The sequence below is a fragment of the Pseudomonas sp. D8002 genome, assembly GCF_013385695.1.
GTDB lineage: Bacteria > Pseudomonadota > Gammaproteobacteria > Pseudomonadales > Pseudomonadaceae > Aquipseudomonas.
In genome coordinates this window covers 65,745-87,320 of sequence record NZ_JACAPM010000004.1, presented here as the reverse complement: position 1 = coordinate 87,320, position 21,576 = coordinate 65,745, and the positions used below count along the sequence as shown (strand labels likewise).

Here is a 21,576-nt window from a genome sequence, read left to right as displayed (position 1 = left end):
CACAAGGAAGCCCGCAGGGGCGGGATAACTTCTCAGTGATCAATTTCAACATCGCCCAATGGCGCGCCTGGGCTCCCGGGCTCGAAAGCGCGGACGACTGGCGCACCTGGTGCCGGCAGCCGACATTGCTCGCCCGCAGCGACGCGGCACCCGACGTGTCCTTCCTGCCGGCCATGCAGCGCCGGCGCCTGAGCCGCCTGGCGCGCATGGCCTTCAGTGTGGGCTGGCCCCTGGCCGAAGGCTTGCAACAGCTGCCATTGGTGTTTGTTTCCCGTCACGGCGAAACCCCACGCACCCTCGATATTCTCAGCGACCTGGCCAACGACGAGCCCCTGTCGCCGACCCAGTTCAGCCTGTCGGTGCATAACGCGGTGATTGGCCTGTGGTCGATCCTGCGCAATGAAACCAGTGAAATGACCGCCCTCGCCGCCGCCGGCGATGGCCTGGAGCACGGCATGCTCGAAGCCGCTGCCCTGCTCAATGAAGGCGCACCGGCTGTATTGCTGATCATTACCGAGGAACAGCCCCCCGAAGCCTATGCGCGCTGGATCGAGGACGTGCCCTTCCCCTACGCCCTCGGCCTGCTGCTGACACCGGGCGACGAGTGGCAGCTGGAACTGAATACAGCCGCTGTCCAACCCACCACCAAAGCCCAGTGGCCCCACGCCCTGAACCTGCTGCGCACCCTGCTGAACGAAGAGGGCGCCTGCCAACATGCCTGGAAGAACCGAGTATGGAACTGGCAACGCAAGTCCTGACCGAAAAGCCCCGGAAGGCCTACTACTGGCGCCTGTTCGCCACTGCCACCGCCTTCGGCCTGTTTGGCCTCGGCGGCCTGTGCCTGCGTGTGCTGGTGTTCCCGCTGCTCAGTTGCCTGCCGGGTGATGCCAAACAGCATCAGCGACGCGCCCGCCACACCATCAGCTGCCTGTTCTGGTTGTTTATCCGCATGATGATGCGCCTGGGCATCCTGACCTACAGCGTCGAAGGCGCGGAAAAGCTCGGCCGCCCGGGCCAGATGATCATTGCCAACCACCCATCGCTGGTGGACGTGGTGTTCCTGATCGCCCAGATGCGCCAGACCAACTGCGTGGTCAAGCAGAGCCTGTGGCAGAACCCGTTCACCCGGGGCCCGGTGCGCGACGCCGGTTACATCAGCAACGACGGCAGCGCCGACATGCTCGACGCCGCCGCCGATGCCCTGCGGGACGGCCAGACCCTGATCATTTTCCCGGAAGGCACCCGCACCTCACCGGGCCAGGCACCGACCTTTCATCGCGGCGCCGCCGCCATTGCCCTGCGCGGTGCGAGCATCATCACTCCGGTAGTGATCAAGGTCAGCCCCACCACACTGACCAAGGCCGAACCCTGGTATCGCATCCCGAATCGCCGCTTTCACTTCAGTTTGCGCGTGGGTGCCGATATAGAACCACAGGCGTTTGCCGCACAAGGGCCCGCGCCCCAGGCATCACGCAAGCTCAACGATTACCTGCACCAGTATTTTATTAAGGAGCTCGCCGAAGATGAGCAACCCACATAGCCTTGAGCACGACATAAAAACGCTGATCATCGAGGCCCTGGGCCTGGAAGACATCAGCGAGAGCGACATCGGCAACGAGCAAACCCTGTTCGGCGAAGGCCTTGGCCTGGATTCAGTCGACGCCCTGGAATTGGGCCTGGCGATCCAGAAAAAGTACGGCATCAAGATCGATGCCGACGCCAAGGACACCCGCAATCACTTCACCAACGTGGCCAGCCTCGCGGCGTTCGTCACGGCCCGACAGGCAGCTTGAGACCGTACCATGCAAACTCGTGACGATATTTTCAACACCTTGCGCGACGCCCTGGTGGAACTGTTTGAACTGGAACCGGAACGCGTCACGCTCGACGCCAACCTGTACCAGGACCTGGAAATCGACAGCATTGATGCAGTTGACCTGATCGACCACATCAAGCGCCAGACCGGCAAGAAAATCGCCGCCGAAGAGTTCAAGGCCGTGCGTACCGTGAATGACGTGGTCGAGGCGGTCTACCGTCTGGTTCAACCGGCCGCATGAGCCGGCTGATCGGCCTTGGCCTGTTGCTGGCGGGGCTGCTGTACCCTTTTGCGGTGTATTACGGCACTGAGCATTTTGCCCCGTGGCAATTTGGCCTGCTGCTGGGCAGCCTGTGGCTGTTGCGCGCCCTGACCGGCGCCAGGCGCCCGGGCAGCCGCTGGATGGCGGCGGCGATCATTGTCTTTTGCCTGCTGCTCGCCTGGTTCGACAACCCGCAGATGCTGCGCTGGTACCCGAGCCTGGTCAGCGCCTTCATGCTGGCACTGTTCGGCCTGAGCCTGAAATACGGGCCGCCGATGGTCGAGCGCCTGGCGCGCATGAGCGAGCCGCAACTGCCCGAAGAAGCGATTGTGTATACCCGCCAGGTCACCGTGGTGTGGAGTGTATTTTTCCTGTGTAACGGCCTGCTCGCCGCCGCGCTCACCCTGTGGGCGCCGCTGAGCTGGTGGACGTTGTACAACGGCATGATCGCCTACGGGCTGATGGGGCTGTTGTTTGCCGTGGAATGGCTGGTACGACAAAGGGTTCGAGGCCGCGTATGAATTGGTTGAATCTTGAGCACTTGCTGCTTGAGCCTGTGGAGCAGCGTTTGGTGACCACCGAACCTGCCCTGGATCACCCACACCTGTGGGAGAAGTCCCTGAGCCTGGCCGCCGGGTTGCAAGCCCGGGGCATCCAGCGCCTGGCGGTGTACCTGGAAGATGCCGGCTTGCTGGCGATCGCCCTGCTGGGTGCGTGGCGCGCAGGCGTCAGCGTGTTGTTGCCCGCTGACCTGCAACCACAAACGCGCCAACGCTGGGATGATGTCGTCGATGCCTGGCTGACCAAAGCTGGCGACCTGGATGCGCTGTATCAAGGGCCATTAAGCGCCGCGGCCCTGGACCTGGACGCCTGCTGCCTGAGCCTGTGCACCTCCGGCTCCAGCGGCGAGCCTAAGCGCATCGACAAAACCCTGCGGCAGATGGCCAATGAAGTCCAGGCGCTGGAAACCTTGTGGGGCGCCGACCTCGGCGAGGCGTGCATCATCGGCAGCGTCGCCACCCAGCATATCTATGGCTTGCTGTTCCGGGTGCTGTGGCCGTTGTGTGCCGGGCGCACCTTTGTGCGCCAACAGTTGGCATTTCCCGAGGACTTGCAGCGCGCCAGCCGCGAGCATGCGCAATTTGCCTGGGTCGCCAGCCCGGCGCTCCTCAAGCGCATGGGTGACAACCTCGACTGGCCAGCGCTTACACCGGTCAAACGGGTGTTTTCCTCCGGCGGCGCCTTGCCCCTTGAAGCCGCCGGCAGCCTGCATCAGCGTTTGCAGCAATGGCCGACGGAAATCCTCGGCAGCTCGGAAACCGGCGGCATCGCCTGGCGCCAGGGCGAACAACCGTGGCAGCCGTTTGCCGACGTGCAGCTGAGCCAGGACGCCGACGGCGCCTTGCGCATCGCCTCGCCATACTTGCCCGCCGGCCATGTCGAACAGACCGCCGACGCCGCCACCATCCACGCCGACGGCCGCTTCGAATTGCTCGGCCGCCTGGACCGCATCGTCAAGCTGGAAGAAAAACGCATCTCCCTGCCGATGCTGGAACAGGCGCTGATGGACCATGCCTGGGTCGCTGAAACGCGCCTGGGCGTGGTGCAGGAAAACCGCGCCTCCCTCGGCGCCCTCGTGGTGCTCAGCGCAGGCGGCTTGCATGCCCTGCGTAACCAGGGCCGGCGCACCGTCACCCAAACCCTGCGCCAGCACTTGAGCCAACACTGCGAAGCCCTGGCGCTGCCCCGCCGCTGGCGCCTGTTGCGCCAATTGCCGCTGAACACCCAAGGCAAGCTGCCCCAGGCCGACGTCGAAGCCCTGCTGCTGGCACCGCGCCCGAAAGCCCCGGAAGTACTGGAACAAGTCGAAGCCAACGGTGAATGGACCCTGCAACTGGCGATCCCGCCGGACCTCGCCTACTTCAGCGGCCACTTCCCGCAAACCCCGGTGCTACCGGGCGTGGTGCAAGTGGATTGGGCGCTGAGCCTGGGCCAGCAACTGCTCAAGCTGCCGGGGCCGTTCGCCGGGATGGAAGTGCTCAAGTTCCAGCAACTGGTACGCCCGGATGACCGGATCGAACTGCACCTGCGGTTCGACCAGGAGCGCGGCAAGTTGTACTTCGCCTACCGCAATGAGGCGGCCGCCTGCTCCAGTGGGCGGATCGTGCTGGGGAGGGTCAGTGATTAAGCTTTTGTGGCGAGGGAGCTTGCTCCCGCTGGAGTGCGCAGCGCTCCCAACCCAGGCACTGTGGTTTATCAGGCAAATCGGTGTCGCCTGTGTTGGGGCCGCTTCGCAGCCCAGCGGGAGCAAGCTCCCTCGCCACGCACAGCGCTTCTGCCAATGGGGTACCTGTTATGCATAACCCCTGCGCCTTGATCCCGGTCTACAACCACGAGGCCGCCGTGCCCGCCGTGGTTCATAGCGTGCTGTCCAGCGGCCTGCCATGCCTGCTGGTAGACGACGGCAGCAGCGCCGCCTGCGCCGCCGTGCTGGCGCAACTGGCAACCCTCGACAACGTGTCCCTGCTGACCCTGCCCGCCAACCAGGGCAAAGGCGCCGCCGTCATGGCCGGCTTTCGCGAAGCCGCACGCCTGGGCTTCACCCACGCCCTGCAAGTGGACGCCGACGGCCAGCACGACCTGCGGGAAGTCGGTACCTTCCTCGACGCCTCCCGCGCCCACCCGAATGCGGTGATCTGCGGCTACCCGGAATACGACGACAGCGTGCCCAAGGGCCGCCTTTACGCGCGCTACCTGACCCACGTTTGGGTGTGGATCAACACCTTGTCGCTGCAGATCCGCGACTCCATGTGCGGCTTTCGCGTGTACCCACTGCCACCGACCCTGGCCTTGATGGACTCGGCCAGCATCGGCAAACGCATGGATTTCGACTCCGACATCCTGGTGCGCCTGGCCTGGCGCAACCAGCCGATGCGCTGGCTGCCGACCAAGGTGCACTACCCCGCCGACGGCCTGTCGCACTTTCGCCTGTTCCATGACAATGCGCTGATTTCCTCCATGCACACCCGGCTGTTCTTCGGCATGTTGGTGCGCGCGCCGATGATCCTCTGGCGCCGGTGGCAGGCATGAGCCAGGACACCAAGCACTGGGCCGACCGCGAGGAGCGCGGCAGCTTCTGGCTGATGAAATTCACCGCCTTCGCCGCCAAGGTCCTCGGGCGCCGGCTGCTGAGCCCGCTGCTCTACGGCATCGTTTTCTACTTCTTTCTGTTCGGCCGCACGGCCCGCCAAAGCGCCTGGCAATACCAGCAGCGCCTGGCCGACTGGAGCCGGCGCGACGACCTGCGCCCTACCCACAGAAGCGTCTTCGGCCAGTTCATGGCGTTCGCCGACGCCCTGCTGGACAAGCTCGACGTATGGAACGGCAAGTTGCGCCTGGAGCAGATCGAAATCATCGACCCGGCCCAACTGCGCGGCCAACTGCGTAGCGAACGCGGGCAGATGCTGGTGGGCGCGCACCTGGGCAATCTTGAGGTGTGCCGCGCCCTCGCCGAGCTTGGCGAAAAGGTCACCATGAACGTGCTGGTGCACACCAAGCACGCTGAACGTTTCAACCGGATTCTGGGCGAAGCCGGGGCGACCAATCTGCGCCTGATCCAGGTCAGCGAACTTGACCCGGCAGTGATGATGCTGCTCAGCCAGCGCCTCGACGACGGCGAGTGGCTGGCGATTGCCGGCGACCGCGTACCGCTGCATGGCGGGCGCACGGTACGCGTGGATTTCCTCGGCCATGACGCCGCCTTCCCCCAAGGCCCGTGGCTGTTGGCCGGTTTGCTGAAATGCCCGGTCAACCTGCTGATGTGCTTGAAGCACCAAGGCCGTTATCGCCTGATCATCGAGCCTTTTGCCCAGTTGATCGAATGGAAACGCAGCGACCGCCAGCAGGTGATCGCACAATGGACCGCCCGCTACGCCGAGCGCCTGGGCCAGTTCTGCCTGGAAGCGCCCCAACAATGGTTCAACTTTTACCCTTTCTGGAAGACCGATGACGACGCATCTTGAGCCGGTAACCTTCGGCGAAATTCCCCTGCGCATCGAAGACGTGCTGGCCCTGGCCAACCGTCAGGCGCCGACTCAACTGCAAGCCGATGCCAAGTACCGCCAGCGCATCGCCAAGGGCGCGCAGTTCCTGGATTCGTTGCTGGACAAGGAAGGCGTGATCTACGGCGTGACCACCGGCTACGGCGACTCGTGCGTGGTGGCGGTGCCGCTGGAGCACGTCGAAGCGCTGCCCCGCCACCTCTACACGTTCCACGGCTGCGGCCTGGGCAAGTTGCTGGATGCGCAAGCCACCCGCGCGGTGCTGGCGGCGCGGTTGCAGTCGCTGTGCCATGGCGTGTCGGGCGTGCGCGTGGAGTTGCTGGAGCGCCTGCACGCGTTCCTGGAATTTGACGTGCTGCCGCTGATTCCGGAAGAAGGCTCGGTAGGCGCCAGCGGTGACTTGACGCCGCTGTCCTACGTGGCCGCAACCTTGTCAGGCGAGCGCGAAGTGCTGTTCCGTGGCGAACGCCGCCAGGCGGCGGAGGTGCACCGCGAGCTGGGCTGGGACCCGCTGGTACTGCGCCCGAAAGAGGCCCTGGCACTGATGAACGGCACCGCCGTGATGACCGGCCTCGCCTGCCTGGCCTTCGCCCGCGCCGACTACCTGCTGCAACTGGCCACGCGCATCACCGCGCTGAACGTGGTGGCGCTGCAAGGCAACCCGGAGCATTTCGACGAGCGCCTGTTCGCCGCCAAGCCACACCCGGGGCAGATGCAAGTCGCCGCCTGGCTGCGCAAGGATCTGGCGATTGACGCGCCGACCGCGCCGCTGCATCGCCTGCAAGACCGTTACTCCCTGCGCTGCGCGCCCCACGTCCTGGGCGTGCTGGCCGACAGCCTGAACTGGTTGCGCTCGTTCATCGAGATCGAACTCAACAGCGCCAACGACAACCCGATCATCGACGCCGAAGAAGAACGCGTGCTGCACGGCGGCCACTTCTACGGCGGCCACATCGCGTTCGCCATGGACAGCCTCAAGACCCTGGTGGCCAACGTCGCCGATCTGCTGGACCGCCAGCTCGCGCTGCTGGTGGACGTGCGTTACAACCACGGCTTGCCGAGCAATTTGTCCGGTGCGCCAGCCGAGCGGGCGATGATCAACCACGGCTTCAAGGCTGTGCAGATCGGCACCAGCGCCTGGACCGCCGAAGCGCTGAAAAACACCATGCCGGCCAGCGTGTTCTCGCGCTCCACCGAGTGCCACAACCAGGACAAGGTGAGCATGGGCACCATCGCCGCCCGCGATGCGATTCGTGTGCTGGAACTGACCGAACAAGTCGCCGCCGCCACCTTGCTCGCCGCCAACCAGGGCGTATGGCTGCGGGCTCAGGCAGAAGACGCGCGCCCGCTGCCCCCGGCGCTGGCTGCCATGCACATCGAACTGGCCAAAGACTTCCCGCCGGTCATCGAAGACCGCGCCCTGGAAGGCGAACTGCGCCTGTGCCTGAAACGCATCGCCGAGCAACACTGGAGGCTGCATGCGTAGCCCCGGCGTGTTGCACTGCGACACTGAAATCCTCGTGCCGTTTTTCGACATCGACACCATGAACGTGGTGTGGCACGGGCACTACGTAAAGTACCTGGAAGTCGCCCGCTGCGCCTTGCTGGACAAGATCGACCACAACTACACGGCGATGCTGCAAGCGGGCTACGCCTGGCCGGTGATCGACATGCAACTGCGCTATGTGCGCGGTGCAACCTTCGGCCAGACCATCAACGTGCGCGCCAGCCTGGTGGAGTGGGAGAACCGCTTGAAGGTCAATTACCTGATCAGCGACAAGGCCACCGGTGAACGCCTGACCCGCGCCAGCACCGTGCAAGTGGCGGTGGAAATTGCCAGCCGCGAAATGCAGTTGGCGTCGCCAAAAATATTCACTGACGCCATAGAGAGAGCCTTGAAATGAGATTCCCTGTGGGAGCGGCGGTGCGACGATTCGACTTGCTCGCGAAAATCGTCAACGATAACGCAGGCCGCCTGACACCCCGTGGCGCCCTCAGGTTCTTCGCGAGCAAGTCGAATCGTCGCACCGCCGCTCCCACAGGAATCGCCTTCATTCTGTTGTTAAGCATTCCAGGCCTGGCCCATGCTTTCGACCTGCAACAACTCAGTGATCAGCTTGCAAAGCCAACGGTGATCCACGGCAACTTCATCCAGGAAAAACACCTGCGCGCGCTGCCGCAGCCGCTGACCAGCAAGGGCACGTTTGTCCTGGCCAAGGATCACGGCCTGCTGTGGCTGCTGAAAACCCCGCTGCAACAGGACTACCGCATCAGCGCCAACGGCATCGCCCGGCGTGACGCCAACGGCTGGCAATTGCTGCCGAACAAGAGCGCCGGCGCCGAGCAGAATCGTTTGTTCCTCGCGGTGTTGCAGGGCGACAGCAGCGGCTTGCAGCGTGACTTCGAGCTGCAACTGCAAGGCGAAGCCCAGCAGTGGAAACTCACGCTGATCCCGCGCTCGCTGCTGCTCAAGCAGGTGTTCACCCAAATCAATATCGACGGCGGCGAACTGGTGCAGAAGATCGAGCTGCTGGAAACCCAGGGCGACAGCACCGTACTGCGCATGCAGGACAGCACCAGCAGCCAGCCCTTGAGCGACGCGGAGCAACACGACTTTGCCGAGTGAACGCTGGTTGCCGCGCCTGTTCCTGATCCTGCTGGTGGCCGTGTTGGCCCTGGCGGGCTGGCAATGGCGCCATGGCGCACCGCTGTCGGCGAACCTGATGGAACTGGTGCCCGGCACCGCGCCGGATGCGCTGGAGCTGCGCGCCGAACAGCGCATGCAGGAACCACTGAACCGCGAAATGCTGGTGCTGGTGGGGCATGCCGACCGGCAAAAAGCCGTGGCCATGGCGACGCAATTGGGCGAAGCCTGGCAAGCCAGCGGCCTGTTTGAAAAGGTCCAGTGGAACCTCCAAGCCGACCTGCCAGCCCTGCGTCAGCAGTTGCTGCAAGGCCGGCTGGCGATGCTCTCGGCCAAGGATCGCGAGCAACTGATCGACGAGCCCCAGGCGTTTATTCAGCAGCGGGTTCAGGCGCTGTTCGACCCGTTCACCGGCTTCAGCCTGGTGCCGAGCCAGGACGATTGGCTGGGCCTCACCGGGCGCATCCAGAACAGCCAGCCGCAACACGGTTCGGTGCAGCTGGATATCGGCAGCGGCGCGCTGATCGCCGATGCCGACGGCAAAAGCTGGGTACTGCTGCGGGCCCGCACCACCGGCAATGCCTTCGACATGAAACTGCCGCTGCAAGTGGCTGACCTGCTCAAGGCCAGCCGCGAGCAGGCCGACCAGCAAGGCGCGCAATTGCTCGCCGCAAGCGGCCTGCTGTATGCAGCCAATGGTCAGCAGCAGGCCACCCGGGAAATCACTTGGGTCGGCGGCGGCGCGACGGTAGGCATCCTGTTATTGCTGCTGCTTGCGTTCCGCCGCTGGCGGGTGTTGCTGGCGTTCGTGCCGGTGCTGGTGGGCATGCTGTTTGGTGCGGTGGCCTGTGTGGCGCTGTTCGGGCATATGCATGTGATCACGCTGGTGCTGGGCTCGAGCCTGATCGGCGTGGCGGTGGATTACCCGCTGCATTACCTGTCCAAGAGCTGGAGCATGAGCCCTTGGCGCAGTTGGCCGGCCTTGCGCCTGACCTTGCCGGGCCTGAGCCTGAGCCTGGCCACCAGTTGCATCGGTTACCTGGCCCTGGCGTGGACGCCGTTCCCGGCGCTGACGCAAATCGCGGTGTTCTCCGCTGCCGGTCTGGTGGGCGCTTACCTGTCGGCCGTGTGCCTGTTGCCGGCCTTGCTCAAAGGCGTCGAGCTGCGCCCGGCGCAATGGCCCCTGCGCATTGCCGAGTTCCTGCTGAGCGTGCGCGAGTCGCTGCTCAAGCGCCTGCCAAGCCCGGTGTTGCTGGTACTGGTGTTGGTGTTTTGCGCCGGTGGGCTGTGGCACCTGAACAGCAAAAACGATATCCGCCAGTGGATCGGTGCGCCGCCGCAGTTGCTGCAGGAAGCCCAGGCCGTTGCGCGGATTACCGGGTTCCAGCCCACCAGCCAGTTCTTTCTGGTACGGGCGGACAATCAACCGCAATTGCTGGAGCGCCAGGCCGCGCTGAGCCAGCGCCTGGATCAGCTGGTGAACATGGACAAGCTCCAGGGTTACCTGGCGCTCAACCAGTTGGTCAGCGCGCCGGCAGAGCAACAGCAACTGCGCGAGGCCCTGAAAAAGCTGCCGCACTACTGGCAGCCATTGCTGGACCTCGGTGTGCCCGCCAGCGCGCTGCAAGCCGAGCTGGCCCAGTTGCAGGCCTTGCCCACCGAAGACATCGACGCAGCACTGGTCGGCCCGCTGGCCGAGCCATGGCGCACGCTGTGGCTGGGGAATGTCGACGGTGGCGTGGCGGCGATGGTGAGCCTGCAAGGGTTGAACAACCCGGCCTTGCTGCGGGTGCAGGCCCTGGATCTGCCCGGCGTGCAGTTGGTGGATCGCCTCGGCGACTTGAACCAGGTATTCGCTGCCACACAGATCAGCGCGGCGGAATTGAAATTGATGTCCTGCGTGTTGATCGTACTGCTGCTGATCCTGCCGTTCGGCTTCGGCGGTGCCTTGCGCATCGTCGCCCTGCCGTTGCTGGCGGCGATGTGCAGCCTGGCCAGCCTGGGTTGGCTGGGGCAGCCGTTGACGTTGTTCAGCCTGTTCGGCCTGCTGCTGGTGACCGCCATCAGCGTCGACTACGCGATCCTGATGCGTGAACAAATTGGCGGCGCCGCCGTGAGCCTGTTGGGCACACTGTTGGCGGCCGTGACTACTTGGCTATCGTTCGGCCTGCTGGCTATTTCCAGCACACCGGCGGTGAGTAATTTTGGGCTGTCGGTGAGCCTGGGGCTGGCGTTCAGCTTCATGCTGGCGCCGTGGGCCAGCCCGTCCGGGACAAGGAAGATAAGATGAGCAGCCAATACCTGAGTAAAAACTACGTCGAAGAAACCAAATTCGGCTTCTGGTTCCTGCGCAGCCACACCTGGCAGCACCATGTGCTGCGCGTGGCCATCAACGACCTGCGCAGCCTGTTCAGCGACCCGCTGCCGGTTGCCCCGGTGCTGCTGGACGCCGGCTGCGGCCAGGGCAAGTCGTTCCAGTACCTGCAGCAGGTGTTCGCCCCCGAACGCCTGATCGGCCTCGACGCCGACCCACACAGCCTCGACCTGAGCCGCGCCGAAGCCGCGCGCCAGGGCATCGCCATCGAGTTGATCGGCAGCGACTGCGCGACCCTCGACGTGGCCGACGCCAGTGTCGACGTGCTGTTCTGTCACCAGACCTTCCATCATCTGGTGGAACAGCATCGCGCCCTGAAAGAGTTCTATCGGGTGCTCAAGCCGGGCGGCTACCTGCTGTTTGCCGAATCCACCGAGGCCTATATCGACACCTGGGTAATCCGCTGGCTGTTTCGTCACCCGATGCATGTGCAGAAAAGCGCCGAGGAGTACCTTGAGATGATTCGCGAGCAGGGCTTTGAGTTCGGCCCGCAGAACGTCTCGTACCCGTACCTGTGGTGGAGCCGCGCCACCGACTTCGGCCTGCTTGAGCGCTGGGGCCTGCGCCAGCCAAAACCGGCCGGCCAGCGCGAAGAAACCCTGGTCAACGTGGTCGCCCGCAAACCTCTGGCGAGCGCTGAAACATGATCCGAATGCTGTTGATCGGCTGCCTGTTGCTGCTGGGCGCGTGCGCCAGCCAGCCGCCGTTGCCGACGAAAAACCCGGTACTGAGCCTGCCACTGCAACTGCACATACAGCGCGAACAGGGCGGCCAGCGCCAGGACTGGTTGCTGGTGATGCAGCGCGAAGGCGGCGGGATCCGCTGGTCGATGATGGACCCGCTGGGCATTCCCCAGGCTCGGCAGATGCTGATCAATGGCGCCTGGCGGGCCGACGGTCTGCTGCCGCCCAATCCCCAGGCGCGTGAACTGTTTGCCGCGCTGTTGTTCGCCCTGACCTCGGCGGATGAAGTTTCCAGGCTGTACCCCGGCACCCAGGAAATGGACCTGATCCGCACCCTGCCGTCCCACTGGAAGATCACCTATCACTCCTCCCTGGTGTTTCGCGTGGACGTGATCGGGCAACACCTGACCTACCACATCTCGCCGCTAGGGGCTGCCCGATGAGCGCCTACCTCAATGCCCTCGGCGTGATCTGCGCCCTGGGCCGCGACAAGCGCGAAGTCAGCCGCAGCCTGTTTGCCGGCGACTGCTCCGGCATGCGCGCCGAAAGCGGCTGGGTGCCGGAGCGTGTGTTGCCGGTGGCCGCTGTGCACGGTGAACTGGCGGCGATACCGCCCGGGCTGGAATCCCATCGCAGCCGCAATAACCAGTTGCTGCTGGAAGCCGCGTTGCAGATTGACGACGAGATCCGGCAAGCGATCCAGACGTTCGGCGCGTCGCGCATTGGCATCGTGCTCGGCACCAGCACCTCGGGCATCGATGAAGCCAGCCGTGGCATCGCCCACTATCTGCGGGAAAACCAGTTCCCCGCCGACTACGACTATCAGCAACAGGCGCTTGGCGCCCCGGCCGATTTCCTCGCCGACTGGCTGCAACTGAGCGGCCCGGCCTACGTGATTTCCACCGCCTGCACCTCCAGCGCACGGGCGCTGATGAGTGCCCAACGCCTGTTGGACCTGGGTGTGTGCGATGCGGTGATCTGCGGTGGCGTCGACACGCTGTGCAAGCTGACCCTCAATGGTTTTTCGTCGCTGGAGGCGGTTTCGGCAGAGCGCTGCAATCCGTTTTCGCTGAACCGCAACGGCATCAATATCGGCGAAGCCGCCGTGTTGTTCCTGATGAGCAAAACCCCGGCGCCGGTCGCACTGCTGGGCAGTGGTGCCAGTTGCGACGCCCACCATATTTCCGCCCCCGAGCCTACCGGCAAGGGTGCGTTGCAAGCGATGCGCAAGGCCCTGGCCAGCGCACAACTGGCGCCCGGACAAATCGGTTACCTGAACCTGCACGGCACCGCTACCCAACATAACGATGCCATGGAAAGCCTGGCGGTCGCGGCCCTGTTCCCGGACGGCGTAGCCTGCTCCTCGACCAAACCCATGACCGGCCACACCCTGGGCGCCGCCGGCGCGCTGGAAGCGGCGTTCTGCTGGCTGAGCCTGGCAGAAGGCGTAGTGCCGCCGCATGTCTGGGATGGCCAGGCGGACCCCGACCTGCCCGTACTGAAGTGGGCGTCGCCCGGCGACGCCCTGGAAAAACGCTGCCTGATGAGCAACTCGTTTGCCTTCGGCGGCAACAACGTCAGCCTGATTATCGGAGACGCCCCATGACTGATTGGCCGCTCGCCGAACTGCTGCCCCACGCCGGTGACATGATCCTGATCGATCAGGTCTTGAGCTTTGATGAAGAACAGATCCAGACCCGCCTGACGGTCAAGCCCGGCGGTCTTTTCAACCGCGCCGATGGCAGCCTGCCCGCGTGGGTCGGCATTGAGTTGATGGCGCAAAGCGTCGCGGCCTACGCCGGTTGCCGCGCGCGCCAGAAAGGTGAAGCCGTGGAGTTGGGCTTCCTGCTGGGCACGCGCAAGTTCGAGTGCAACGTCGAGCACTTTCCCGCAGGCACCGAGCTGACCATCCACGGCCTGCGCTCCCTGGAAGACGACAACGGCATGGGTGTGTTCGAATGCCACCTCACCGGTCACGGCATCCAGGCCAGCGCGCGCTTGAACGTATTTCGACCGCCCCAGGCGGCCAACTATTTAGATGAATCGAAGGACACCACGCCATGACTGAATCCGTATTGGTGACCGGCTCCAGCCGTGGCATCGGCCGCGCTATCGCTGTGCGCCTGGCCCAGGCCGGGCACGACATCGTGCTGCACTGCCGCAGCGGGCGTGCCGAGGCGGATGCGGTGCAGGTCGAAATCGAAGCGCTGGGGCGCAAGGCCCGGGTGTTGCAATTCGATGTGGCGGACCGCGCCAGCTGCAAGGAGATCCTTGAAGCCGACGTGGAAGCCCATGGCGCGTATTACGGCGTGGTGCTCAATGCGGGCCTGACGCGCGACGGCGCGTTTCCAGCGCTGTCGGAAGACGATTGGGACGTGGTGATGCGCACCAACCTCGACGGTTTCTACAACGTGCTGCACCCGGTGATGATGCCGATGATTCGTCGTCGCGCCGCCGGGCGGATCGTGTGCATCACCTCGGTATCCGGGCTGATCGGCAACCGCGGCCAGGTCAACTACAGCGCGTCCAAGGCCGGCCTGATCGGCGCCGCCAAGGCCCTGGCCATCGAGCTGGGCAAGCGCAAGATCACCGTCAACTGCGTGGCCCCCGGGCTGATCGACACCGCGATGCTCGATGAAAACGTACCGGTGGAAGAGCTGATGAAAATGATCCCGGCCCAGCGCATGGGCACGCCGGAAGAAGTCGCCGGGGCGGTGAACTTCCTGATGTCGGCAGAAGCCGGCTACATCACCCGCCAAGTACTGGCCGTGAATGGAGGCCTGTGCTGATGAAACGCGTGGTGGTCACCGGTATGGCCGGCGTTACGTCCCTGGGCAGCGATTGGGCAACCATCGCCGCCAACTTCCGCGCCAACCGCAGCGGCATCCGGCGCATGGATGAGTGGGACCGTTTCACCGAACTGAACACACGGCTGGCCGGGCCGATCGATGATTTCGTGGTGCCCGCCCACTGGACCCGCAAGCAACTGCGCAGCATGGGCCGGGTTTCCCGGCTAGCGGTATGGGCAGCGGAGCAGGCGCTGAAAGATGCCGGCTTGCTGGGCGACGAGTCGATCAAGGACGGGCGCATGGGCGTGGCCTGTGGCTCGTCCACCGGCAGCACCGACGAGATCAAGGCCTTCGGCAATATGCTGCTGAACTCGGTGGCCGAGGGGCTGAACGCCAACTCCTACGTGCGGATGATGCCCCACACCACGGCGGCGAATATCAGCATCTTCTTCGGCCTCACCGGCCGGCTGATCCCCACGTCCAGCGCGTGCACCAGCGGCAGCCAGGGCATCGGCTACGCCTATGAAGCCATCAAGTTCGGCCGCCTGCCGCTGATGTTGGCAGGTGGCGCCGAAGAGCTGTGCCCTACCGAAGCCATGGTGTTCGATGCGCTGTACGCCACCAGCCTGAAAAACGATGCACCACAAACCAGCCCGCGTCCCTACGACAGTGGCCGCGACGGCCTGGTGATCGGCGAAGGCGGCGGCATCCTGGTACTCGAAGAACTGGAACATGCACTGGCCCGTGGCGCGCATATCCACGCCGAAATCGTCGGCTTCGGCAGCAACGCCGACGGCCAGCACACCACCCGCCCGGAACAGGCCACCATGCGCCGCGCCATGGAACTGGCATTGGAAGATGCGGGGCTTGCGCCCGACGCGATCGGCTATGTGAACGGCCATGGCACCGCCACCGACCAGGGCGACATCGCCGAAACCCTGGCCACCAGCAGCCTGTTCGGTAGCCGCATGCCCATCAGCTCGCAGAAGAGTTTCCTCGGCCACACCCTGGGCGCATGCGGCGCGCTGGAGTCGTGGTTCAGCATCGAGATGATGAACCGCAACCAATACGTGCACACCTTCAACCTCGACGAAGTCGACCCGCGCTGCGGCGAGCTGGACTACCTGCAAGGTGAGTTCCGCGAGCTGCACAGCGACTACGTGATGAACAACAATTTTGCCTTTGGCGGCGTCAACACTTCGCTGATTTTCCGCCGCTGGGTGTAAGTTTTTTTACTGACTGGAGAAATGGAATGTCTTCCCTGCTACGCGCAACACTGGTCGCTTTGGCCCTGCTCACCACCGCTGGCTGCACCAACAAACCGGTGCTCAACACCCAGCATGACTTGCCGGCGAACCCGCAGGTCAACGAAGAAAAAATGAAGCAGACCATTATCGCGGCCTTGAACAAACGCCAATGGGTGGTGCAGCGCCTGAGCCCGCAACTGGTGCAGGCCGAGATCAACGTGCGCAACCAGTTCCACGCTGAAATCGACATTCGCTACACCGCCACCAGCTACGCCATCACCTACCGCGACAGCCGCGACCTGGGCTACAAGGACGGCAAGATTCACCGCAACTACAACCGCTGGGTGAGCATGCTGGACCGTGACATCCTGGCGGCGTTGCGCACCAATGGTGTGAGTGACACGGCGCAGTTGCTCCAGCAGACCGGGACGTCGAAGCAGAACTGAAACACCCGCTTCCCTGTGGCGAGGGAGCTTGCTCCCGTTGGGGCGCGAAGCGCCCCTGAAACCTGCGATTGAAGGTTGCCTGGTAAAACTCAGTCGTCGGGTTTCGGGGCTGCTGCGCAGCCCAGCGGGAGCAAGCTCCCTCGCCACAGGTTATACGTCGGTCATACCAATGCCTTGCGGGTCAGCAGCTCGACAAACGCCTTGGCCATCGGCGTCTGCTGACCCTTGCGCTGCACCAGCCACACCGCCGTCACCGCCTCCTGATCCAGCAACGTGCGATACACCACGCCATCAATGCGGATCCGCTGATACGACGCCGGCAACACCGAGACACCCAACCCCGCCGCCACCAGGCCGATGATGGTCATCGCCTCCCCGGCCTCCTGCGCGAAGTGCGGGCTGAAGCCGGCATCACGCGCCAGGCTCATCAATTGGGCATACAAGCCACTGCCATAAGTCCGCGGGAAAAACACAAACGGTTCTTCGGCCAATTGCGCCAGGTGCAAACCCTGCTCACTGCCCTCCACCAGCGGATGCCCGGCGTTCAGCACGGCCACCAAGGGCTCGCGCATCAGTTCCACGACGCTCAGGGAATCGGGCAACGGCAACGGTCGCATCAACCCCACCTGAATCGACTCATCCACCAGCGACTCGGCCACCTCCGTGCTGCTCATCTCCTGCAGATTCAAATGCACCGCCGGGAATGCCTGGCGAAACGCGAAGATCGCCTGTGGGATGCTGGAGTTGAACGGCGCAGAAGAGGTGAAGCCAATCTTCAACTCCCCCAGTTCCCCCAACTGCGCCCGACGCGCCACGTCCGCCGCTTTATCCACCTGCGCCAGCACCAACCGCGCCTCTTGCAGGAACAACCTGCCGGCCTCGCTCAGCTCGACCCGACGATTGGTACGCTCAAACAACCGCGCACCTATCTCCTGCTCCAGCGCCTGGATCTGCTGGCTCAGGGGCGGCTGGGAGATCCCCAGCACCTGCGCGGCGCGGCCAAAATGCAGCTCTTCAGCCACGGCGATGAAGTAACGCAGGTGGCGCAGTTCCATGAAAACCTCATTAGGTCGTAAAAGCTCTTAAACAGGTCGAACAATATATTGGAAAGAATCAATAGGGAGCTATATTCTTTTTTGCATTGCCAGCCCTGGCAGCCTTTCCTCCCCGAGGTCCCGCGTGAAATCTGCTGTCGCTCCGCTTGCTCAAGAAGTACCGCCCACCGCCCTCGATGAAGTGGTGGCACAGCTCAACGAGCAGTACATCGAAAAAGGCACCCCGATGTTCATGCGCACGGTGCTGGCGCTGTTCTCCGGCGGTTTCGCCACTTTCGCCCTGCTCTACTGCGTACAGCCGATGATGCCGGCGCTGTCCCACGAATTTTCCATCAATGCCGCGCAAAGCAGCCTGATTCTCTCGGTGGCCACCGGCATGCTCGCCATTGGCCTGCTGATCACCGGGCCGATTTCCGACACCCTGGGGCGCAAGCCCGTGATGGTTGCCGCGCTGTTCTGCGCCGCACTGTGCACCATCGCCAGCGGCTTGATGCCAAGCTGGGAAGGCATCCTGCTGATGCGCGCACTGGTGGGCCTGTCCCTCAGCGGCCTGGCAGCGGTGGCCATGACCTACCTGAGTGAAGAGATCCACCCGCAACACATCGGCCTGGCCATGGGCCTATATATCGGCGGTAACGCCATTGGCGGCATGAGCGGCCGCTTGATCATCGGTGTGCTGATCGACTTCGTCAGCTGGCACACGGCGATGCTGATCATCGGCGCCCTGGCGCTGATCGCAGCCACGGTGTTCTGGAAGATCCTCCCCGAATCGCGCAACTTCCGCGCCAGCACCCTGCACCCGCGCAGCCTGATGGACGGCTTCACCATGCACTTCAAGGACGCTGGCCTGCCGTGGCTGTTCCTCGAAGCCTTCGTGCTGATGGGCGCCTTTGTGACGATGTTCAACTACATCGGCTACCGCTTGCTGGCGGACCCGTACGATTTGAGCCAGGCCGTGGTAGGCCTGCTGTCGCTGGTCTACCTCTCGGGTATCTACAGCTCGGCGAAAATCGGCTCCCTGGCCGACCGCCTGGGCCGTCGTCGTGTGCTCTGGGGCACCATCGTGCTGATGCTCGGCGGTATCGCCCTGACGCTGTTTACCCCGCTGTGGCTGGTAGTGCCCGGCATGCTGATCTTCACCTTCGGCTTCTTCGGCGCCCACTCGGTGGCCAGCAGCTGGATCGGCCGCCGCGCGCTAAAAGCCAAGGGCCAGGCGTCGTCGCTGTACCTGTTCAGTTACTACGTGGGGTCGAGTATTGCGGGGACGGCGGGCGGGTTTTTCTGGCACTACGCCGGGTGGAACGGGATTGGCGGGTTTATCGTCGCGCTGTTGATCGTCGCGTTGCTGGTGGCGTTGAAGCTGGCGAAGTTGCCACCGTTGCAGGAAGCCAAGGCTTAACCAGCGCTTACAAAAAAGCCCGGCATCTGCCGGGCTTTTTCATTGCCGCGCGATCACTCGTGATACTGCGCCGACAACTCGTGCACCGCCCGCAGGAACGCGCCTGCGTGCTCCGGATCAACTTCCGGAGTAATGCCGTGGCCAAGGTTGAACACGTGACCACTGCCTTTGCCGTAGCTGGCGAGGATGCGGCCCACTTCAGTACGGATGGCTTCCGGCTTGGCGTACAGCACGGTCGGGTCCATGTTGCCTTGCAGCGCAACCTTGTTGCCCACGCGGCGACGGGCTTCGCCGAGGTCGCAGGTCCAGTCCAGGCCCAGCGCGTCGGCGCCGGCGTCGGCGATGCTTTCCAGCCACAGGCCGCCGCCCTTGGTGAACATGATCACCGGCACCTTGCGGCCTTCGTGTTCGCGGATCAGGCCGCTGACGATCTTGCGCATGTAGGCCAGGGAGAACTCCTGGTACGCCGCCGCCGACAGGTTGCCACCCCAGGTGTCGAAGATCTGCACCGCCTGGGCGCCGGCCATGATCTGGCCGTTGAGGTAGGAGGTGACCGACTGCGCCAGCTTGTCCAGCAGCAGGTGCATGGCTTGCGGGTTGTCGTACAGCATGGCCTTGGTCTTGCGGAAGTCTTTCGACGAGCCGCCTTCGACCATGTAGGTGGCCAGGGTCCACGGGCTGCCGGAGAAGCCGATCAGCGGCACGCGGCCGTTCAGCTCGCGGCGGATGGTGCTGACGGCGTCCATGACGTAACCCAGGTCCTTGTGGGGATCGGGGATCGGCAGGGCTTCGATATCGGCCAGGGTGCTGACGACTTTCTTGAAACGCGGGCCTTCGCCGGTTTCGAAGTACAGGCCCTGGCCCATGGCATCAGGGATGGTCAGGATATCGGAGAACAGGATGGCCGCATCCAGCTGTGGATAGCGGTCCAGCGGTTGCATGGTGACTTCGCAGGCGAACTCCGGGTTCATGCACAGGCTCATGAAGTCGCCGGCGTGGGCGCGACTGGCGCGGTATTCCGGCAGGTAGCGACCGGCCTGGCGCATCATCCACACAGGGGTGACGTCCACGGGTTGCTTGAGCAGGGCACGAAGGAAACGGTCGTTCTTGAGGGCAGTCATGTCGGCATCCGCAAAAAAAGTGCGGGCATTTTCTCAGAGCGCGACGCAAAAGGCACGGCAAGAGCCGTGCCTTTTGTCTATCGGGTCAATTTGTCGCGGATATGAAAGCGCCACAAAACAAATGTGGGAGCCGGCTTGCTCGCGAAAGCGGTGGGTCAGCCAACACATCTGGTGACTGATATACCGCATTCGCGAGCAAGCCCGCTCCCACATTTTGATCCCATTTCAATCCGGGATCGGGGTCAGACCTGCAGGTAATCCAGGATCCCTTCGGCGGCGTTGCGGCCTTCGAAGATGGCCGTCACTACCAGGTCAGACCCGCGCACCATGTCGCCACCGGCGAAGATTTTCGGGTTGCTGGTCTGGTGTTTGTACTGGCCTTGTTCCGGGGCTACAACGCGGCCCTGGCTGTCGGTCTGGATTTCGAACTGCTCGAACCACGGCGCCGGGCTTGGGCGGAAACCGAAGGCGATGACCACGGCGTCTGCCGGGATAATCTCTTCGGAACCCGGGATCGGCTCGGGGCTGCGACGGCCACGGGCATCCGGTTCGCCGAGACGGGTCTCGACCACTTTCACGCCTTCGACACGGTCTTCACCGACGATAGCGATCGGCTGGCGGTTGTAGAGGAATTTCACGCCTTCTTCCTTGGCGTTCTTCACCTCTTTGCGCGAACCCGGCATGTTGGCTTCGTCACGACGGTAGGCACAGGTCACCGACTTGGCGCCCTGGCGAATCGAAGTGCGGTTGCAGTCCATCGCGGTATCACCACCGCCCAGCACCACGACCTTCTTGCCTTTCATGTCGACGAAATCTTCCGGCGACTTTTCAAAGCCCAGGTTGCGGTTGACGTTGGCGATCAGGAAGTCCAGAGCGTCGTACACGCCCGGCAGGTCCTCACCGGCAAAGCCGCCCTTCATGTAGGTGTAGGTGCCCATGCCCATGAACACGGCATCGTATTCTTCGAGCAGTTGCTCCATGGTCACGTCCTTGCCGATTTCGGTATTGAGGCGGAACTCGATACCCATGCCGGTGAAGACTTCGCGACGATGGCTCAGTACGGTTTTTTCCAGCTTGAACTCGGGGATGCCGAAGGTCAGCAGGCCACCGATTTCCGGGTTCTTGTCGAACACCACCGGGGTCACGCCGCCACGCACCAGCACGTCGGCACAGCCCAGGCCCGCCGGGCCCGCGCCGATGATCGCGACGCGCTTGCCGGTCGGCTTGACCTTGGACATGTCCGGGCGCCAGCCCATGGCGAACGCGGTGTCGGTGATGTACTTCTCCACCGAACCGATGGTCACCGCGCCGAAGCCGTCGTTGAGGGTGCACGCACCCTCGCACAGACGGTCCTGCGGGCACACCCGGCCGCACACTTCCGGCAGGGTGTTGGTCTGGTGCGACAACTCGGCGGCGGCGAGGATGTTGCCCTCGGCCACCAGCTTCAGCCAGTTCGGAATGAAGTTGTGCACCGGGCACTTCCATTCGCAATACGGGTTACCGCAACCCAGGCAGCGGTGGGCCTGGTCCGCCGAGTGCTGGGGTTTGAAGGGCTCGTAGATTTCCACGAACTCTTTCTTGCGTTGACGCAACAGTTTCTTCTTCGGATCTTTGCGCCCGACATCGATGAACTGGAAGTCGTTATTCAGACGTTCAGCCATGTTAAAACCTCATCAAAC

The 21,576-nt window shown here is 63.8% G+C and carries 23 protein-coding genes; 20 read left to right on the top strand and 3 right to left on the bottom strand.

The genetic code is table 11. The annotated features are described in order from the left end of the window. Positions 1–35 precede the first annotated feature (35 nt). From HX807_RS01775 to HX807_RS01685, 19 genes are all read left to right on the top strand, one after another. Complete coding sequence (locus HX807_RS01775; protein WP_177049099.1) at positions 36–758, top strand: beta-ketoacyl synthase chain length factor; 723 nt, start codon at positions 36–38, stop codon at positions 756–758. After that, the gene (locus HX807_RS01770; protein ID WP_177049098.1) at positions 734–1,540 is read left to right on the top strand and encodes a 1-acyl-sn-glycerol-3-phosphate acyltransferase; all 807 of its coding nucleotides are present in this window, start codon (positions 734–736) and stop codon (positions 1,538–1,540) included. Before HX807_RS01775 ends, HX807_RS01770 begins: the two co-directional genes overlap by 25 nt. Then, the gene (locus HX807_RS01765; protein ID WP_003209392.1) at positions 1,524–1,793 is read left to right on the top strand and encodes a phosphopantetheine-binding protein; all 270 of its coding nucleotides are present in this window, start codon (positions 1,524–1,526) and stop codon (positions 1,791–1,793) included. The genes HX807_RS01770 and HX807_RS01765 overlap by 17 nt, the downstream gene beginning before the upstream one ends. Positions 1,794–1,802: 9 nt before the next feature. Further along, positions 1,803–2,057 carry an acyl carrier protein gene (locus HX807_RS01760; protein WP_003209389.1) on the top strand — a complete coding sequence of 85 codons (255 nt, stop codon included), beginning with the start codon at positions 1,803–1,805 and terminating at the stop codon, positions 2,055–2,057. Further along, positions 2,054–2,599 (top strand): membrane protein, encoded by a 546-nt coding sequence (locus HX807_RS01755; protein ID WP_008439202.1) that lies wholly within the window; start codon positions 2,054–2,056, stop codon positions 2,597–2,599. Before HX807_RS01760 ends, HX807_RS01755 begins: the two co-directional genes overlap by 4 nt. Continuing rightward, positions 2,596–4,266 (top strand): acyl-CoA synthetase family protein, encoded by a 1,671-nt coding sequence (locus tag HX807_RS01750; RefSeq protein WP_177049097.1) that lies wholly within the window; start codon positions 2,596–2,598, stop codon positions 4,264–4,266. Before HX807_RS01755 ends, HX807_RS01750 begins: the two co-directional genes overlap by 4 nt. 167 nt (positions 4,267–4,433) lie before the next feature. Next, positions 4,434–5,168: a glycosyltransferase family 2 protein gene (locus tag HX807_RS01745; protein ID WP_102604298.1), complete on the top strand. Its 735-nt coding sequence runs from the start codon at positions 4,434–4,436 to the stop codon at positions 5,166–5,168. Next, positions 5,165–6,100: a glycosyl transferase gene (locus HX807_RS01740; protein ID WP_008439230.1), complete on the top strand. Its 936-nt coding sequence runs from the start codon at positions 5,165–5,167 to the stop codon at positions 6,098–6,100. Before HX807_RS01745 ends, HX807_RS01740 begins: the two co-directional genes overlap by 4 nt. Then, positions 6,084–7,625, top strand: coding sequence for a histidine ammonia-lyase (hutH, locus tag HX807_RS01735; protein WP_177008294.1), 1,542 nt, complete (start codon positions 6,084–6,086; stop codon positions 7,623–7,625). Before HX807_RS01740 ends, hutH begins: the two co-directional genes overlap by 17 nt. Next, positions 7,618–8,043 (top strand): thioesterase family protein, encoded by a 426-nt coding sequence (locus HX807_RS01730; RefSeq protein WP_177049096.1) that lies wholly within the window; start codon positions 7,618–7,620, stop codon positions 8,041–8,043. Before hutH ends, HX807_RS01730 begins: the two co-directional genes overlap by 8 nt. Beyond that, entirely contained in the window at positions 8,040–8,765 is a 726-nt protein-coding gene (locus tag HX807_RS01725; protein WP_177008293.1) for an outer membrane lipoprotein carrier protein LolA, read from the top strand. The genes HX807_RS01730 and HX807_RS01725 overlap by 4 nt, the downstream gene beginning before the upstream one ends. Beyond that, entirely contained in the window at positions 8,755–11,073 is a 2,319-nt protein-coding gene (locus HX807_RS01720; RefSeq protein WP_177049095.1) for an MMPL family transporter, read from the top strand. The genes HX807_RS01725 and HX807_RS01720 overlap by 11 nt, the downstream gene beginning before the upstream one ends. Beyond that, on the top strand, positions 11,070–11,804 hold the full coding sequence (locus tag HX807_RS01715) for a class I SAM-dependent methyltransferase (protein WP_003209370.1): 735 nt from the start codon (positions 11,070–11,072) through the stop codon (positions 11,802–11,804). Before HX807_RS01720 ends, HX807_RS01715 begins: the two co-directional genes overlap by 4 nt. Then, positions 11,801–12,283, top strand: coding sequence for a hypothetical protein (locus HX807_RS01710; RefSeq protein ID WP_166742139.1), 483 nt, complete (start codon positions 11,801–11,803; stop codon positions 12,281–12,283). Before HX807_RS01715 ends, HX807_RS01710 begins: the two co-directional genes overlap by 4 nt. After that, complete coding sequence (locus HX807_RS01705; protein WP_134325613.1) at positions 12,280–13,446, top strand: beta-ketoacyl-[acyl-carrier-protein] synthase family protein; 1,167 nt, start codon at positions 12,280–12,282, stop codon at positions 13,444–13,446. The genes HX807_RS01710 and HX807_RS01705 overlap by 4 nt, the downstream gene beginning before the upstream one ends. Beyond that, positions 13,443–13,904, top strand: a complete 462-nt coding sequence (locus HX807_RS01700) for a hotdog family protein (protein WP_102604305.1) — start codon at positions 13,443–13,445, stop codon at positions 13,902–13,904. The genes HX807_RS01705 and HX807_RS01700 overlap by 4 nt, the downstream gene beginning before the upstream one ends. Continuing rightward, the gene (gene fabG / locus HX807_RS01695) at positions 13,901–14,629 is read left to right on the top strand and encodes a 3-oxoacyl-ACP reductase FabG (RefSeq protein WP_087692521.1); all 729 of its coding nucleotides are present in this window, start codon (positions 13,901–13,903) and stop codon (positions 14,627–14,629) included. The genes HX807_RS01700 and fabG overlap by 4 nt, the downstream gene beginning before the upstream one ends. Beyond that, a complete protein-coding gene (locus HX807_RS01690) occupies positions 14,629–15,855 on the top strand; it encodes a beta-ketoacyl-ACP synthase (protein ID WP_008439241.1) in 1,227 nt (408 codons plus the stop codon). Before fabG ends, HX807_RS01690 begins: the two co-directional genes overlap by 1 nt. Positions 15,856–15,881: 26 nt before the next feature. Then, positions 15,882–16,322, top strand: coding sequence for a hypothetical protein (locus HX807_RS01685; protein ID WP_003209360.1), 441 nt, complete (start codon positions 15,882–15,884; stop codon positions 16,320–16,322). A 161-nt stretch (positions 16,323–16,483) separates the two neighbouring features. Here the strand turns inward: HX807_RS01685 and HX807_RS01680 are convergent, their stop codons facing one another. Further along, positions 16,484–17,377, bottom strand: coding sequence for a LysR family transcriptional regulator (locus tag HX807_RS01680; protein WP_177049094.1), 894 nt, complete (start codon positions 17,375–17,377; stop codon positions 16,484–16,486). Between the two features lie 181 nt (positions 17,378–17,558). Here HX807_RS01680 and HX807_RS01675 point away from each other — a divergent pair, with 181 nt between their 5' ends. Then, positions 17,559–18,776: an MFS transporter gene (locus HX807_RS01675; RefSeq protein WP_371316176.1), complete on the top strand. Its 1,218-nt coding sequence runs from the start codon at positions 17,559–17,561 to the stop codon at positions 18,774–18,776. A 53-nt stretch (positions 18,777–18,829) separates the two neighbouring features. On the opposite strand, the gene hemE is transcribed toward HX807_RS01675, so the two are convergent. Together hemE and HX807_RS01665 are read right to left on the bottom strand one after the other, a co-directional pair. Then, on the bottom strand, positions 18,830–19,897 hold the full coding sequence (hemE, locus tag HX807_RS01670; RefSeq protein ID WP_087692524.1) for a uroporphyrinogen decarboxylase: 1,068 nt from the start codon (positions 19,895–19,897) through the stop codon (positions 18,830–18,832). A gap of 242 nt (positions 19,898–20,139) precedes the next feature. Next, positions 20,140–21,558, bottom strand: coding sequence for an FAD-dependent oxidoreductase (locus HX807_RS01665; RefSeq protein ID WP_003209353.1), 1,419 nt, complete (start codon positions 21,556–21,558; stop codon positions 20,140–20,142). Between the last annotated feature and the right edge of the window lie 18 nt (positions 21,559–21,576).

What these genes read in the sequence shown, in the direction of transcription:
- HX807_RS01770 (WP_177049098.1), top strand. Translation starts at nt 734, where the DNA reads ATGGAACTGGCAACGCAAGTCCTGACCGAAAAGCCCCGGAAGGCCTAC.
- HX807_RS01765 (WP_003209392.1), top strand. Translation starts at nt 1,524, where the DNA reads ATGAGCAACCCACATAGCCTTGAGCACGACATAAAAACGCTGATCATC.
- HX807_RS01760 (WP_003209389.1), top strand. Translation starts at nt 1,803, where the DNA reads ATGCAAACTCGTGACGATATTTTCAACACCTTGCGCGACGCCCTGGTG.
- HX807_RS01755 (WP_008439202.1), top strand. Translation starts at nt 2,054, where the DNA reads ATGAGCCGGCTGATCGGCCTTGGCCTGTTGCTGGCGGGGCTGCTGTAC.
- HX807_RS01750 (WP_177049097.1), top strand. Translation starts at nt 2,596, where the DNA reads ATGAATTGGTTGAATCTTGAGCACTTGCTGCTTGAGCCTGTGGAGCAG.
- HX807_RS01745 (WP_102604298.1), top strand. Translation starts at nt 4,434, where the DNA reads ATGCATAACCCCTGCGCCTTGATCCCGGTCTACAACCACGAGGCCGCC.
- HX807_RS01740 (WP_008439230.1), top strand. Translation starts at nt 5,165, where the DNA reads ATGAGCCAGGACACCAAGCACTGGGCCGACCGCGAGGAGCGCGGCAGC.
- hutH (WP_177008294.1), top strand. Translation starts at nt 6,084, where the DNA reads ATGACGACGCATCTTGAGCCGGTAACCTTCGGCGAAATTCCCCTGCGC.
- HX807_RS01730 (WP_177049096.1), top strand. Translation starts at nt 7,618, where the DNA reads ATGCGTAGCCCCGGCGTGTTGCACTGCGACACTGAAATCCTCGTGCCG.
- HX807_RS01725 (WP_177008293.1), top strand. Translation starts at nt 8,040, where the DNA reads ATGAGATTCCCTGTGGGAGCGGCGGTGCGACGATTCGACTTGCTCGCG.
- HX807_RS01715 (WP_003209370.1), top strand. Translation starts at nt 11,070, where the DNA reads ATGAGCAGCCAATACCTGAGTAAAAACTACGTCGAAGAAACCAAATTC.
- HX807_RS01710 (WP_166742139.1), top strand. Translation starts at nt 11,801, where the DNA reads ATGATCCGAATGCTGTTGATCGGCTGCCTGTTGCTGCTGGGCGCGTGC.
- HX807_RS01705 (WP_134325613.1), top strand. Translation starts at nt 12,280, where the DNA reads ATGAGCGCCTACCTCAATGCCCTCGGCGTGATCTGCGCCCTGGGCCGC.
- HX807_RS01700 (WP_102604305.1), top strand. Translation starts at nt 13,443, where the DNA reads ATGACTGATTGGCCGCTCGCCGAACTGCTGCCCCACGCCGGTGACATG.
- fabG (WP_087692521.1), top strand. Translation starts at nt 13,901, where the DNA reads ATGACTGAATCCGTATTGGTGACCGGCTCCAGCCGTGGCATCGGCCGC.
- HX807_RS01690 (WP_008439241.1), top strand. Translation starts at nt 14,629, where the DNA reads ATGAAACGCGTGGTGGTCACCGGTATGGCCGGCGTTACGTCCCTGGGC.
- HX807_RS01685 (WP_003209360.1), top strand. Translation starts at nt 15,882, where the DNA reads ATGTCTTCCCTGCTACGCGCAACACTGGTCGCTTTGGCCCTGCTCACC.
- HX807_RS01680 (WP_177049094.1), bottom strand. Translation starts at nt 17,377, where the DNA reads ATGGAACTGCGCCACCTGCGTTACTTCATCGCCGTGGCTGAAGAGCTG.
- hemE (WP_087692524.1), bottom strand. Translation starts at nt 19,897, where the DNA reads ATGACTGCCCTCAAGAACGACCGTTTCCTTCGTGCCCTGCTCAAGCAA.
- HX807_RS01665 (WP_003209353.1), bottom strand. Translation starts at nt 21,558, where the DNA reads ATGGCTGAACGTCTGAATAACGACTTCCAGTTCATCGATGTCGGGCGC.